Origin of the sequence: Indolivaga capnocytophagoides DSM 22835, assembly GCF_000426485.1 — a bacterium.
In the GTDB taxonomy this organism is placed as follows: Bacteria; Bacteroidota; Bacteroidia; order Bacteroidales; family Dysgonomonadaceae; genus Dysgonomonas_A; species Dysgonomonas_A capnocytophagoides.
Window position 1 is genome coordinate 345,785 of the sequence record NZ_KE384529.1, and the last position, 15,811, is coordinate 361,595.

The window sequence follows — 15,811 nt, forward strand, 5'->3', positions numbered from 1 at the left end:
AATAAAAAAGGGGCTGGTTTACAGCCCCTTTTACATTTTAATAAACTACTGAAATATTCTTCTAGCAAAGTTATAAAGTGAGGGATTCCATACATCCCACCAATGACCTCCCTGCAAAACGAAGTAGATGTGATCAACTCCATTCTTACTTAATGCACTACTGTAATTCTCAGGGTTATCACCTACAACATCATCTCTCGAACCTTTGGTTATCATCAATAATGTTGTTTTCCGATATACCTCAGGCAAGGTAAGAGTCTCTGCTGTAAACAGATTATTCAACACACCGGGAGCGGGAGTAAAAGCGCCGATATAGGCAAAATCATCTATCATATTAATACCTACATGAAGAGCAGACCTCCCCCCCATAGAAAGTCCGGCAACAGCCCTGTTGTCCCGTCCTTTCAGAACGGGATAATTCTTTTCGATATAGGGAAGTAAAACCGTTTTCATTTCCGACAGAAAGTTATCAAACTGTTTATGATGGGCAGGTGTCATATATTCCGCAGGACTTTCACCTTTCAAAACAACGCTGATATTAGGAATAACAATTATCATCTCCTTTGCTTTACCCTGAGCTGATAAATTACTGATGATTTCATCCGGCTTTCCGTCCAGCCATTCATTCTCATTGCCCCCTATTCCATGTAAAAGATACAGGACAGGATATTTCTTGCCTTTGTCATAATCGGGAGGAAGAATTATATTCGCCTTTCTGTCTGCACCCGCTAATGGAGAATAATAACTAATCGCTTTTATTTCTCCATACATTACACCATCCTGCTTAACTTCATAGTTAGGCGGACACGTATAATCATTATCAATATATGATTTAACCTTCGATTTTTCGACACCCGAAACCTCTGTATAAAATGAGGTTAATAATAACAATGGCAGTAAATATTTTATTTTCATAATCTTACATTCATATTTAAGATTTACAACACTCTAATTTACAGATTTCAAAACAAAGCCGCCTTTAGACTGCATAGTCACTTCAAACTCACCTTTTGCATTTACATCAAGTGGTGTAAACTGAGGGTTATTATTTTTATCATCGTGATATAAATTTGCCTTTTTGTTAGCAAACATAGGCAGATTCAACTTTAATTTCAATGGCTGAGATTCTGCATTAACCCCGGCAATATACCATTCGTTTCCATGACGGCGGGCTATTACACTATATTTACCGGGGTAGCCATCTATAAATAACGTTTCGTCCCATGTTGTTGGTACTTTTCTCATAAAATCGATCTCAAAAGCAGGTACATCAGTCAGATTGTTAGGTGTAATTCCAAACATCTGTATCGGATTCTGAAATAATACGGATGTAGCCAGTTGAAAGGCATCGGTAGTCAATCGCTTTGCACTTCCTTCATTACCCTTATTCAAATATTTATTCAGAAGAACACCTCCGAATTCCATCGAGCCGACAGTATTACGTATAAACGGATGCAGCGATGCAAAAAAAGCCTCACTCATTCGTACATCCTCCGAAAAGATAAGCATCTCCGATGCCAATACAGCTTCGCTTCCCACATAGTTGGGATACATACGCTCCCACCCTCTCGGTAATGTACAGCCATGAAATATAATCATCAGCCCATAATCATTCGCATCCGAAAGGATATCCTCATACAGCCTCATGGTTTCTTGCTTATCACCACCAAAGAAATCAACTTTAAGCCCTTTCACTCCCACCTCTTTAAGCCATTTCATCTCGGCTTTACGAGCTATGGATGTATTCATCTTATTTCGGGGAGTCTGAAACGCATCATTAAATCCGCCATTCGAATTATACCATAAAAAGACATCAACACCTTTGCTCTTTGCATACTTAATTAAATCCTTCATACGGTCATACCCTATATTCTTATCCCACAAAGCATCAATAAGTATATATTCGAATTTGAGCTGAGCCGCCAGATCTATAAATTTCACCTGATCGTCCCAGTTCATACTGTTATCCTGCCACACTATCCAACTCCATGTAGCACGTCCGTATTTATTCGGCTGAACCGACTTGTAAAGAGGTTCTACAACATCAAACGGAATAGTCGTTTCGACAATCGGTTTGAGCGTTTCGCCTACGGTAATGGTTCTCCAAGGGGTAACACCCGGTAGTGACAACTGCACCATACTGCTGCCAAATCCATTATTCTGAGCCGGATCAGGATACTGAACAGTATAAAGGCCTTCGGTATCACCAACACCCAGATGAGACGCACAATAAAGACTATTTACTCCGGTTTCGGAAAGCAATACCCAACCATCATCACCCACATGAAACAACCCGGGAAACACATATCCATTTTTATTACCCAGCGATTTGACCACAGGTTCATCATTTGTATATCCGCTCTCATAACTCGGAGATGTACGGGCAAAAGCTCCCATTTCTCCCATCATCGATGACAAAAAGGTGGTCGTTTTAACCGGAAATTTATATCCGGTCACTTCCTCTTTTATTACATAGCAAAGACGCTCTCCCCACTCCGGAAGTTCGTAACGGAATGCAATATCATTGTCACTCACCTGAAAACGAATACTCAGTTGTTGCTTTTCAGTATTTTCAACAGTATAAATCAATACATTAGCCTGATAATTGATTTTCGATTTCTTTATCTTTTCCTGTTCATATTCTTTACTTACCACATCGGTTTTACTATTCACATAACTAACACCAGTGCTAAGATCTCCTTCATTCGTTTTCAACCCCAAAGGAGATTTTTCCAACATTACCTTGTTTTTGTAAGTCACTGTATATAGAGGTTTTCCCCCTTTGATCAATAGTGTCACAGCAAGGTTACGATCAGGGCTGTATACTGTTTTTTCCTGTCCGCATAGAACGGCAGTAAATACTTGCGATATCAGCAAGATTAATATTCCATATAATTTTATCTTCATGTCTTGTTTTTTATCATCAATTAAATAACAGAAGGGGAAACACCGTTCTGCATTGAATCAGCACTATTTATCAGACCAGTTTTCGTATGAAAAGAAATCCACATCTACATATCCTCCCGCTTTTTTTGTAGCGTAATTGGATATGGCAAAACGTGTTCCCATAAAGAGTTTCCGGTAATCGAATATCATTTTAAAATCCGAACCTATCTTTACCCAATCTTTATTGTTGAGACTGTAATAAAATGTTGCCATATCGCTATTGAGTCTTAAGTCACAGTTGATACGCAGATACACGGTATTTTGTTTTAACTCTACGCGTTCTTTTTCGACAGCTTCAACATTTAGTATTGCTTTTTCTTTTTCACTAAGGTCTACAACATTGGTAGACATAGTCAGATACTTTTTAGTACCATCCTGTATTATCGAAAGCAAACCCGAATGTCCGTTAAATGCGCTGAATCCCGCAACATCACCATCTTTCATTCTAGTCAGATCAAGAGCAACAATACCTTTACACAAAGGACCTTCCATTCGTTGTGTAATTGTATTATGAGCAGCATATAAATTATCGGCTAACCTATTGGTCTTTAGCCTTAGGTAACCAGGTCGTTCGGTCAATGACCACGATTCATTTATCGGATTATGATTCCATTGCCAATTGATTTTCAACTTAGGATCAACAAAATTATCACTTTCCACAAGTCTGCTTTTTACAGGATACGATTTTAAAGGAATTGTACCCGATGCCGGAACTTTCCCATTCTTATCACCCAACATAGGCCAGCCGTCAATCCAGTTACAAGTCATCAGCAAAGGGACACGCCCGATGGCTCCTCTGTCCTGAAAAATAACAGCATACCAGTTCCCGTTTTTATCATCTATGAGACAGCCTTGTCCCACATATGGAAATCCGGCAAAATTATCTTCAAGAATAATTTTCTTTTCATACGGCCCTGTAATATTATCGGCACGATAACACACCTGCCTGCGTTTTCCATCTTTAGGCCAGGAAATCATCAGCAAATAATATTTTCCGTTATACTTCACCACTTGGCTGCCTTCCAATAACCCGGTTTCTTCGGCATCCCGTTCGAATATATGCATATCCACTCCACCTTCTTTCACATCGGAAAGATCGCTTTTCAATTCCCTTAGCGAACCTGTTCCTGAAAAGACATATACCCTGCCATCATCATCAAAAAAGAGCGACGCATCATGGAAATGAGGAGTTCTGGAAATGAGCTGCCACTTATCGGTTGCCGGATCGGATGACGAATAAATATAAGCTCTGTACGGTTCATCGTTAGGAGAGAATAGCAGGTAAAACTTGCCATTGTGATAACGGATGGAAGTAGCCCATTGTCCACGTCCGTAAACCGTCCCCCCATCCATGTCGTACTTTGAAGTATCGGTCAATTTGTCAAACACATAGCTTACAGTCTCCCAGTTGACTAAGTCTTTCGATTTCAAAACGGGAGCACCCGGCATCATGTGCATAGTAGTAGACACAAAATAAAAATCATCTCCGCAACGTGTCACCGATGGATCGGGAAAATCGGCATTGATTACCGGATTGGTATACGGCGTTGACTCCTGAGCTATACCTTGCGCAGTATAACCCCCAATTAAAAGTAATAGTAGGATAATATTTTTCCTCATAATTTTAACGATTGCTTTTTGTTTATCAATTAGAATATTTAAGGTCTCAGACCTATTTGTTGATTTTGCAAGCATAACAGCAAGAGTAGGTTGTCGTTTTTAAAATATATCATTGAATACTTTCTGTTACTTAAAGACATAACTTTTACCGGGCTCAGTCATAGTATCGTATTCATACACTTTTTTCGGAGCGAGACCTTTCAAGGATGCTTCTCCCGATATAACAGGCTTAGCAATACGGGCTGGAACAAAAAGCGGATTGGGATTGTCTCCTTTTGCTTTTTTCAGCCCTTTACCGGATAAAGGAACATAAGAACGAAGGCGCAGATTACCGCCAATCTTAGACAATACTTTTACTTCCATAACTTCACCGTCATTCCATGTCATTGCAATTTCAAAACCACCCCGAGCTACAATACCCGATACAGTTCCTTTCTTCCAGGCATCGGGCAAGGCCGGCAGAATATGTACTGCACCATCGTGACTTTGGATCAACATTTCGGCAACACCAGCCGTCAACCCGAAATTGCCGTCAATCTGGAAAGGTGGATGAGCCGTAAACATATTAGGATAAGTTCTCCCATCTTTATTTTCATTGTTTGCCAGAGTAAGCATGTTATTAATGATTTTATAAGCATGGTTACCATCCAGAAGGCGAGCCCATAAGTTAACTTTCCAACCGATAGACCATCCTGTAGCCATATCACCTCTATATATCAAAGAATTGCGTGCTGCTTCGAATAATTCGGGACTGGTATGCATTGTAATTTGATTTCCCGGATAAAGCCCGTATAAATGAGACACATGGCGATGATCGCTTTTAGGATCATCCACATCCTCGAGCCATTCTTGCAGCTGAGTATATTTTCCGATTTGCATAGGCGGTAATTTTTCAACCATAGCTTTCAGCTGGTTACGGTACGAAGGATCTTCTCCCAGAATTTCATTGGCTAATGCTGTTCTGCTCAGAATATCAAATACCAACTGATTATCCATCGTACATCCCGCAGATATTGGTCCGTGCTCAGGCGATACCGAAGGAGATACTACCATCCAACCATATCGGTGATGCTTTATCAACGAAGTCATAAAAAAGTCGGCAGAACCTTTCAGTATCGGATAAACCTCAGCCAGAAAAATTTTATCTCCGGTAAACAAATAATGCTCCCAAAGATGCTGGCTCAGCCATGCTCCTCCTGTAGGCCACATACCGGCTGCAGCAAAATCAATCGGGCTGGTTACTCTCCACAAGTCTGTATTATGATGAGCCACCCAGCCATCCGCACCATACATAACCTTAGCTGTCTGACGTCCGCTCTCATTCAGCTCTTTCAACATTCGGAAAAGAGGTTCATGGGTTTCCGAAAGGTTGGTCACCTCGGCAGGCCAGTAATTCATTTCGGTATTGATATTGATGGTATACTTGCTATCCCATGCCGGATACATACTATTACACCATATCCCCTGCAAATTAGCAGGTTGTCCCTCGGGTTGAGATGACGAGATAAGCAAATAACGTCCAAATTGGAATAACAACGCAACAAGAGCCGGATCCTGATCCTGATGAAAATTGATAATGCGTTGGGTTGTACTCAGCTTTGATGTATTGGGCAGCCCTCCTAAATCGAGTTTGAAACGACTAAACTGACTACCGTAAATTTGTTCGTGTTGTTTCAATGCAGATAAATAGTCTTTCGCCTCTGCATCCAAGAGTTTTCGGGCAGCCTTAATTTCAGAATCAGCTCCTACCGATTTATAATCGACAAAATTAGTCCCGATCGAAATATAGAGTATTGCAGTCGTAGCATCGGTCACTGTTATTTTATTGTCGGAAATATCAACTTTTCCGCCTTCATTTTTTATTGTAGTATGAATCTGATAGCGTATTTTCCCTTCTATTCCTTCGTGATCCGCACCTTTGCCTTCTAAAATAAGAGCATCGCCTTTTTTGAATATCTTGTGTATAGACGGATTAATGTATCCCGCATCAAAATTCAGTTTTCCTTTCACACTCGCAGTAACTCTCATTATAATAACATCATCCGCAAAAGACGAAAAAATCTCTCTGCTATACTCTACACCATCTACTTTATAACAGGTAGAACTTACAGCACGGTTGATATCCAGTTGCCGGGAATACTCCTTATAGTTTTCATGTCCGGGAAAATTTAAGATCACGCTTCCTGCCGTTTGATAGGGCATCCCGTGAGTTTTCGTAAAAAAGGTTTTATTAATTAATTTATCAGCTTCTCCATTCTTTCCTTCAAAAATAAGCTGTCTTATTTCGGGTAAGGCGTTTAATGCATCGGGGTTGTCATTCCGATAAGGCCGTCCTCCCCAAATAGTTTCTTCATTTAACTGGATTTCCTCGCGTTGAGGAATGCCATATACCATAGCACCCAATCGTGAATTACCAAGCGGCAAAGCCTCCTCCCAAATCCGGGCAGGTTCAAAGTATTGCAATTTCAAATCCTGAGCCGATAGATATCCCCCTATCATAAAGAGAGAAAATATCGCATACATTGTCATGTTCTTCATATAAATGATCTTTATTTAAGGCCTCAGACCTATTTGTTTTCTATCCAGGCATTAGTCTGGTTACAAATTTAGACATCATACATTATCGGCGAGTTAAAACCCTGACACATATAGCTTCGACAAAGTTACATGATACGTTAAATACGTTTCATTTTATATCTTTCTTGTTACACAACAATTATAAACCTCAGAATATCAACAGAAAGAGCTCAAATTCATTCAGATTATTTCGAAGATATTATATGATAAGACCTATTGATTTGCTTTCATTATCATTTTTTTATTGATATTTTTACTTTCCAGCCATAACCTAAAAAAACAGAAATATCAGTACTGATGAATAAGCATATATTTTTTACTGTAATCAGCCTTTTGTTACTTCTCAAAACCTCTTTTGCAAATCCAAATAGCTTCTACGGCTTAGGAAAACTATCAAGTAACCTGATCACAAATATTACTCAGGATTCTTCCGGATTTATTTGGATTGCAACAGAAAACGGATTGAATAAATTTGATGGCTGGAATTTTACTCATTATTTCCGTAACGACAGAGATCCCAATTCTTTAATTGGCAACTATATCGAATCTTTTCTGAATGACAAGGATGGCACACTTTGGATAGGCTCCAACAGAGGATTACAATATTATTGTGCATATGAAGATAAATTTCATAGTATACAGTTTCCGAACAACATATACCCATCAGTACAGGGTATTATACAGTTTCAATCGGGCGAAATATGGATTGCCACTTCCGGATACGGTATCTTTTCGGTGGATAAGAAAAAAATGAAAGCAACAGAATTGGTAAATATTAACAAACAACTCAATAACCCTTATGCGAATTATATGCTTCTGGATAGCAAGTCCCGCATCTGGATAGCACTATCGGATAACCGCATTGCATACATCTCTCAAGATATTAAGACAGTTAACATACAAAAAATACCGATTGACACAAGACACAATATAAACAGCATTACAGAAGATCATCAAGGAAATATCTTCCTCGGCACAAGTTCTAATGTGTTTATGTGGAACAATACACAACAGAAATATATAAATATAGAAAACAAAGAGGCGACAAATAGTATACGGGGAGTAACATGCCTCAAAGACGGCTCGATATACGTCAATACTACAGGACAGGGTATGAAACTGTTAGACATTAACACATTGAGTCTTAACACTCCATCAAAACTCATCGGAGGATATATAAATCCGATAAAAGAAAAAATCACCAGTTTCTATGAAGACAATAAAGGAAACTTATGGCTGGGATGCTACAAAAAAGGACTATTAATGGTTTCAAATGAATCAAAGCAGTTCGATTTCTGGGATTTTTCGATCATGGAGAAAGACGCCGATATCCTTTCGATGTACAGCGATGAGGACAATAGTTTATGGATCGGCACAAGCAATGGGACTCTGCTGAATTTAAATGATAAAGGACTGATAAGAGCTTCTTTCAATATAAAAAAAGACATATCGAGTATGTTCGAAGATCATAATGGAACATTTTGGTTGGGCAGTTATGAAGGCGGTCTTATATCTTTCAATAAAAAAGACGGAAAATGTACCAGCTATCGCAAATTTGAAGGAAAATCGATTGTTGCGTTCGGTGAAGATCTCAAAAATAATATGTACATATCGATAATGGGAGAAGGCTTTGTTCGCTACAATTACCAGACTAAAGAATGGAAACACATTACAGATACGACCAGGCTAAACAGTTCGAGAAAGCTCTTTAACAAGTGGATAGGTAATATCTTATGTGATTCGGACGGACTTATCTGGCTTGCACAAAGTACCGGAGTGGATTGTTACGACCCTGAAAAGAATATTATACTCGATTTTGCCGGAAATACCGATCTGCGGTCATGTATTGCAATCACACTATTGGAAGACAAAAAGCACAATATTTGGATAGGAACAAACAACGGACTGTTCTGCTATAACAAAAACGAAAAGAAACTCACTCATTTTGGAATAGATGATGGACTTCCTAATAATATTATATGCGGGTTGGGTATTGACAAACAAGGTAATATATGGGGCAGTACTCTCAATGGAATATTTCAGTTAAACAGCAAAAACAAACATATAGCATGTTATTATACGGGCAATGGATTAGTAGATAGAGAGTATTCTCAGAATATATCTATTCAGAACAAACATGGTTATATTTACTTTGCGGGTTTATATGGCATCACCAGATTCTTACCCGACAATATTAGTGCCGCCCGATTGGATTACAAGCCTATACTAACCCACCTGTATCTTAATAATGAGGCTGTAAGTGCTAATAAAAAGATAAATAGAAAACCTATTTCTAAAACAGAATTTAGAGAAACTTCGAACATTAGTCTATCCTATAACGAAAGATCAATTTCATTTGAATTTTCGACCATGAACTTTCACAATCCCGAAAATATAGTATTCGAATACAGATTACTGGGCATGAATGAAAAATGGACAAGTACTTTTCCTGGAGAAAACCGCATTACCTATAATTTTCTATCTCCCGGTACATACATACTCGAAGTGAGAGCCTTTGAAAATAATACATACTCAACAACTAATTCACTGACAATATACATCTCCCCGCCATGGTACAGCACAGCATGGGCTAGATGCCTGTATCTGATACTATTATTCGGATTACTTAGCTGCATTTTTTATCTGTGGAATAAACGAAGATTAAGAAAGCTGGAGGAATTGAACAATGAAGAAAAACTTAAGTTCTTCATTAATATTGCTCATGAAATAAGATCTCCTATGACTTTAATAATAAATCCTTTATCAGAATTATTAAGACAAAAAAACGATGAAAACACATCCCGTTTATTGAATACAATACAACTGAATACCAACCGGATAATGAATCTCATTAATCAGCTTCTGGATATTCGAAAGATTGATAAGGGACAGATGAAAATTGCTTGTGAAGAAACGGATCTGATCGATTTCATAAAAGATCTATTGAATATCTTTGATTATCAGACAGCCGAAAGAAGCATCAAACTCTCGTTCGAATCTAATATAACTCATCTGCCTGTATGGATAGACCGTAATAATTTTGATAAAGTACTCGTCAATTTATTAGTAAACGCATTTAAACATACTCAAGACGGCGGAGCAATAAACCTTTCGGTTCAAACTCCCCAGCAGAAATCACTTTCGAATTCAACTGAATATGTCGAAATCAAAATTACCGATTCGGGCACAGGTATAAACGAGAAAGAGATAGAACGTATATTCGAACGTTTTTATCAGAGTTCATCGCAGGGACATCTCGGATTTGGAATAGGACTAAATCTTACAAAAATGCTGGTCGAACTTCATCACGGAACAATTCAAGCCTTCAATAGAGAGGATAGTCAAGGAAGCTGTTTCATCGTACGCATCCCTCTCGGACGGGAACATTTGAATGATAATGAAATAGCGATGCAAAGCCAGACCAGACGCTTATCAATCTCTCCTCCCATGTCTTGCGAAGAAAAAGAAAACACAACTAGCACCATTAAAAACAAAAAGAGACAACGGGTACTGATTGTTGACGATGACGAAGAAATACGGGAATACCTGCAAAAAGAATTGAGCCATACATATAAGGTCATAACAGCGGAAAACGGATCCGAAGCCCTGCGGATTTTATTGCAGCAACGAATTGATCTCGTCATTTCGGATATAATGATGCCTGAAACAGATGGTTTTACATTACTGAAAAAAATAAGGAACAATGATAATATAAGCCATATTCCGGTAGTACTGCTAACTTCCCAGATCGAATTTCAGAACAGAATGAAAGGCTGGAACTCCGGTGCAGACGGATTTATGGATAAACCCTTTCAGATCGAAGAATTGTTGCTGCTCTGTAACAATCTCATATCAAACAGATCGTTATTGAAGGGTAAATTCATTGGTATTAAAGAATTAGAAACCAGAGTAACCCCTCTTGAACTTAAATCGAATGATGAGATATTTATAAAACGATTGATGGGTATCATCAATAAAAATATGGATAACTCAAAATTCAGTATAGAAATTCTGGCTCAGGAAGTTGGAATAAGCCGAACTCAACTGCACCGTAAATTAAAAGAGATTACAGGAATAAGCACCAGTGATTTTATACGTAACATCCGTCTAAAACAAGCAGCAAGGTTATTGATTGAAAGAAAAGTAAATATATCTCAGGTAGCTTATGCGACAGGGTTCTCTAATCCCACAATATTCGCCGTAGCCTTTAAAAAATTTTATGGTTGCACCCCCTCCGAATACATGGCAAATAACGACTCGGAATAAGCAGAAAACATACCAATGTAACATATAAAAAGAGATATGTTACACTAATCTTTGAGATGTGACCTATAAACATGAATAAGAAACAACAGCGAGAGTTGAGATAAATCTTGTGATGTAGTTTTGTATGAAAGAACTAAAGACTTATTCTAAAATTATAAATCTGACTATCGTATCATGAAAAGATTAAACATCATTGCATTCATTGCATGTGCGCTTTTAATCTCCTCTACGGGGATAAGTGGGAAAAATAAGGTCAATCAAAAGACTCAAAAAAACAGTCCCGCTTTTTCTATGTTTACCTATCAGGGAAATGATCAGGTATACAAAGACAATCCGTTAAAAGCGGATGAATTTTATACACCAATCCTGCAAGGATGCTATCCTGACCCTAGTATTACACGCAAAGGAGATGATTACTATTTGGTTAACTCTTCATTTGCTTTCTTTCCTGGTGTGCCTATATTCCATAGCAAAGACCTTGTTAATTGGACACAACTCGGAAATGTCTTAGAGCGGCCGTCTCAGTTAAAGCTATTCGATGTAGGAATTAGTGCCGGAGTATACGCTCCTGATATAGTATACAATCCGCATAATGACACATTTTACATGATTACAACACATATCGGAGGAGGACTGGGTAACATTGTAGTGAAAACAAAAGATCCGCTTAAAGGCTGGAGTGACCCCATAAAACTTGAATTCAACGGAATCGATCCGGCCTTGTTCTTTGATGATAACGGAAAAGCCTATTTGGTACACAATGACGGACCAGATAAAGATAAAGAACTGTATTCGGGACACAGGGTTATTAAGCTGTGGGAATACGATACGGAAAATGACAGGGTAATTCCGGGAACAGACAAGATTATAGTAGACGGAGGGGTTGATATTTCTAAAAAACCAATATGGATTGAAGGCCCTCATCTTTATAAGAAAAACGGCCGCTACTATCTGATGTGTGCAGAAGGTGGAACAGGTGATTGGCATAGCGAAGTTATCTTTGTAAGCGACAGCCCAACAGGTCCCTATAAACCAGCGCCAAGTAATCCGATCTTAACCCAGAGACATTTCCCTAAAGATAGAAAAGACAAGGTAGACTGGGCAGGACATGCTGATTTGGTAGAAGGCCCGAACGGAAAATATTATGGTGTATTCTTAGGTGTCCGTCCCAACAATCAGAATAGGGTGAACACAGGGCGTGAGACCTTTATACTGCCTGTAGATTGGAGTGGAGAATTCCCTGTTTTTGAAAATGGACTTGTACCTCTTTCCCCTAAATTGAAAATGCCTGCTGGTGTAAAAAATGAAACCGGACAAAGCGGATTCTTTCCGAATGGGAATTTCACATTTAATGAAAGCTTTTCTTCCGGTAAACTCGATCATAGATGGATAGCAGTAAGAGGTCCTCGTGAAGATTTCTCCGTTCTTACAAAGAATGGGCTACAACTTATACCCTTTCCTGCAAATGTGAAAGCTGAAAGCCCCATTGCAGCCTTATTTCACCGACAACAGCATAAATCATTTACTGCAACAACAACTATAAGTTATACTCCCCTATCTGAAAAAGATCTTGCCGGAATTATCTGCTATCAAAAGGAATCTTTCAATTATGTATTTGGCATTACACTAAAAGACAAAGAATATTATATTCTACTTGAAAGAACTCAGGATGGTAATTCGACAATAATTGCAAGCGAAAAAATAGATTTGAGTAAACCTGTACAGTTAAGAGTTACAGCTGATCAGGATAATTACCAATTCAGCTATTCAACAGATCAGCAGACGTTCAATAATGTAGGAGGAACCGTATCCGGTGATATTCTTTCAACCAATCTCGCCGGAGGATTTACAGGCAGCCTCATCGGACTATACGCAACTTCGGGTAATGATGCAAAACCATAGCTCGTAAAATACGTATCAGCCTTTATCTGATATATAATACCGATGCTTTACATAGAGAACCATAATCATTGATTTTCTATGTAAGCATCTTCCAATATAAAACACAAAACTCCTGCTTACTATGAAAATCAAATACCTATTTTTGATAATGATACTTTGTTCGGTTTCATGCTTATCGAAGCAAAAAAACAGCCAGTTGTTAAAACCTTGGAGTAAGGGAGCATTCGAAACGGGAAAATACCGTAACTTATTTGCCGAAGCTGGGTATTCCCAACAGGAAATAGATTCGAAACTCAAAAAAATATTCTATAATCTATTTGAAGGTGCTGACAAAATCTATTTCGAGACAGGAGACTCTCTTGCTTATATCTCTGATATAAAAAATAATGATGCCCGTTCGGAGGGTATGTCATACGGAATGATGATTGCTGTACAATTCGACCGCAAAGATATATTTGATAAACTTTGGAGATGGAGTGTAAAATATATGCAACATAGAAATGGTCCATTAGAAGGCTATTTCGCATGGAGCTGCAAAACCGATGGAACCCGCAATTCTCAGGGACCTGCCTCAGACGGAGAGTTATATTTTGTCACAGCTCTAATTTTTGCATCCAATCTATGGGGCAATAATACAGGAATCGATTACCTGAAAGAAGCTCAATACATTCTGAACTGTTCCATGGAAAAAGACGGAACAGACGGAGTCTACAATCTTATTGACCGTGAGCATAAACTCATAACATTCGTTCCCACAGGATGGGGTGCGGCATTTACGGATCCATCTTACCATCTTCCGGCATTTTATGAAGTATGGGCACGTTGGGCAAATGATGGAAGAAGCAGCTTCTGGCTCGAATGTGCAAAAAAAAGCCGGGAATTTTTGCATAAGGCTATTCATCCCGTAACCGGATTAAATCCCGATTACTCCAACTATGATGGGAGTCCATTCAAAACACCTCACGGAATTATAGGAGAAGCATTCCGTTTTGATTCATGGCGTGTCCTTATGAATATTGCTCTTGATTATTCATGGAGTTGTTCCGATAAAGAATGGCAGCATGAATATGGGCATAAAATTCAAAACTTCTTATATTCTCAAGGTTTAGATACATTTGTCGATCAATATAATATCGACGGATCTCAGGTTTCAGAAATCCTTGAAGCTGGTGGTTATAAAGCGCTACGGCATTCTTTAGGGCTTGTAGCCAGTTCTGCTGCAGTGTCATTAGTATGCTCTCACCCTAAAAGGATAGAATTTATAGATCATTTTTGGAGTTCTTCTAACAAACCATACGAAGACGGATATTTTGATGCTTATTTCGATGGGTTGTTGCAATTATTTGCTTTTATGCATTTAAGTGGAAATTATCGGATTATTCCCCCAAAACAAGAGACACTTTAACAATAAATCAACAAATTACAAGAACATCCTTCCTCTCACAAATCTTATAATTCGTTTGAGGAAGTTTACGCTTGATGTGGCGGCCGTACCTATTTGGAGCAACGACGATGCAAAAGTGAAATGGGCAATGGACTACAATTATTGAAAAAAAATGAGTGTCTGCGGATGTGGATTTTCGTCTCGTTCAGATCTTTAAAAGCAGAATAAAGCCATTTTTCGAATAATCCTTTTATAAACAAAAATAAGCAGTTTAATTAAAAATCAATTGCTTTATAAAAATCGGGGCTAAGATTGTCTTATCGTTAAACTATTAATGATCTGTATGATCTTAGTCTTGATTTTTAAGAATGTCAGCTTATCCCAGTAGTAAAATATCAATTTCGAAAGATATTTCTCCAGCCTTGCTAAGAAATTGATCTTCATGGGTTCTATCATATTCAGCAAGCCACAAAGCCCCACAAATAATTAATAACTCTATAACAGTCCTACTGCGCATTTCTGTTTCAAAATGCTTTATCCATCCATTAGGCCATGATATATTCTCCTTTAGCACCTTACCTCGTTTGATCCGAGCCTGTTCGTAACAAAAATTTGCAGCTTGTTTTATCTGACCTCTTGCATACTTATCTGCATCCAGATCTAGATTCCACCCGGATTCGTTTATCTGTCTCTGCCTCTCTTCCCATATTAAAATCAGTCCTGTTTCCATCAAGATTTACATATTAACAATGCTCTATTGTACATTTACAAGATTCTACTACTTCCACTCCTCAAAAGTAATTATTATTAAGCAAAAAAAAAGATTACACACACAACTCTTTTTTTTACATATTTCAATAATCATTTATCCCAAAAACCTTAATAGATGGAGGATTCGTGTATAGTCCGTTTTCGATGCTTTGCCTGATCACAACAAAGCCTCTTAAAAACTAATCACCTATATATAAATCAGATATACTGAGTCAAAAAGAAAGGGGGGATGCTGCAATCACAGGATTGAAGAATACAGCTATGTTTGAATTAGAAAACCAAATGATCCTCTGCGAGTTTAACACACAGAGGATCATCTAATATTATTACCTACAAAATTTTAGA

General features: G+C 38.3%; 8 protein-coding genes. 3 read left to right on the forward strand and 5 right to left on the reverse strand.

All coding sequences use genetic code 11. From position 1 onward, the window contains the following. Positions 1 to 45: 45 nt before the first annotated feature. The 4 genes from K322_RS0114675 to K322_RS0114690 all read right to left on the reverse strand — a co-directional run bounded on the left by K322_RS0114675 (position 46) and on the right by K322_RS0114690 (position 7,095). The gene (locus K322_RS0114675) at positions 46 to 915 is read right to left on the reverse strand and encodes an alpha/beta hydrolase (RefSeq protein ID WP_051290834.1); all 870 of its coding nucleotides are present in this window, start codon (positions 913 to 915) and stop codon (positions 46 to 48) included. 33 nt (positions 916 to 948) lie between these two features. Beyond that, entirely contained in the window at positions 949 to 2,907 is a 1,959-nt protein-coding gene (locus K322_RS0114680; protein WP_026627556.1) for a glycoside hydrolase family 97 protein, read from the reverse strand. Between the two features lie 63 nt (positions 2,908 to 2,970). Next, entirely contained in the window at positions 2,971 to 4,566 is a 1,596-nt protein-coding gene (locus tag K322_RS0114685) for a glycoside hydrolase family 43 protein (RefSeq protein WP_026627557.1), read from the reverse strand. A gap of 126 nt (positions 4,567 to 4,692) precedes the next feature. Next, positions 4,693 to 7,095 (reverse strand): glycoside hydrolase family 95 protein, encoded by a 2,403-nt coding sequence (locus K322_RS0114690; protein ID WP_026627558.1) that lies wholly within the window; start codon positions 7,093 to 7,095, stop codon positions 4,693 to 4,695. Between the two features lie 345 nt (positions 7,096 to 7,440). Between K322_RS0114690 and K322_RS0114695 the strand changes: the two genes are divergently transcribed. From K322_RS0114695 to K322_RS0114705, 3 genes are all read left to right on the forward strand, one after another. Beyond that, positions 7,441 to 11,409 carry a hybrid sensor histidine kinase/response regulator transcription factor gene (locus K322_RS0114695; protein ID WP_026627559.1) on the forward strand — a complete coding sequence of 1,323 codons (3,969 nt, stop codon included), beginning with the start codon at positions 7,441 to 7,443 and terminating at the stop codon, positions 11,407 to 11,409. 174 nt (positions 11,410 to 11,583) lie between these two features. After that, positions 11,584 to 13,311 carry a glycoside hydrolase family 43 protein gene (locus K322_RS0114700; protein ID WP_026627560.1) on the forward strand — a complete coding sequence of 576 codons (1,728 nt, stop codon included), beginning with the start codon at positions 11,584 to 11,586 and terminating at the stop codon, positions 13,309 to 13,311. 148 nt (positions 13,312 to 13,459) lie between these two features. Then, positions 13,460 to 14,716 carry a glycosyl hydrolase family 8 gene (locus K322_RS0114705; RefSeq protein WP_374116874.1) on the forward strand — a complete coding sequence of 419 codons (1,257 nt, stop codon included), beginning with the start codon at positions 13,460 to 13,462 and terminating at the stop codon, positions 14,714 to 14,716. Between the two features lie 355 nt (positions 14,717 to 15,071). Here K322_RS0114705 and K322_RS0114710 read toward each other — a convergent pair whose 3' ends face one another. Next, a complete protein-coding gene (locus K322_RS0114710) occupies positions 15,072 to 15,425 on the reverse strand; it encodes a hypothetical protein (RefSeq protein WP_026627562.1) in 354 nt (117 codons plus the stop codon). Between the last annotated feature and the right edge of the window lie 386 nt (positions 15,426 to 15,811).

Excerpts from the sequence above, each read along its gene's own strand:
- K322_RS0114705 (WP_374116874.1), top strand. The coding sequence starts at position 13,460 with ATGATACTTTGTTCGGTTTCATGCTTATCGAAGCAAAAAAACAGCCAG.
- K322_RS0114695 (WP_026627559.1), top strand. The coding sequence starts at position 7,441 with ATGAATAAGCATATATTTTTTACTGTAATCAGCCTTTTGTTACTTCTC.
- K322_RS0114710 (WP_026627562.1), bottom strand. The coding sequence starts at position 15,425 with ATGGAAACAGGACTGATTTTAATATGGGAAGAGAGGCAGAGACAGATA.
- K322_RS0114700 (WP_026627560.1), top strand. The coding sequence starts at position 11,584 with ATGAAAAGATTAAACATCATTGCATTCATTGCATGTGCGCTTTTAATC.
- K322_RS0114685 (WP_026627557.1), bottom strand. The coding sequence starts at position 4,566 with ATGAGGAAAAATATTATCCTACTATTACTTTTAATTGGGGGTTATACT.
- K322_RS0114675 (WP_051290834.1), bottom strand. The coding sequence starts at position 915 with ATGAAAATAAAATATTTACTGCCATTGTTATTATTAACCTCATTTTAT.
- K322_RS0114690 (WP_026627558.1), bottom strand. The coding sequence starts at position 7,095 with ATGACAATGTATGCGATATTTTCTCTCTTTATGATAGGGGGATATCTA.
- K322_RS0114680 (WP_026627556.1), bottom strand. The coding sequence starts at position 2,907 with ATGAAGATAAAATTATATGGAATATTAATCTTGCTGATATCGCAAGTA.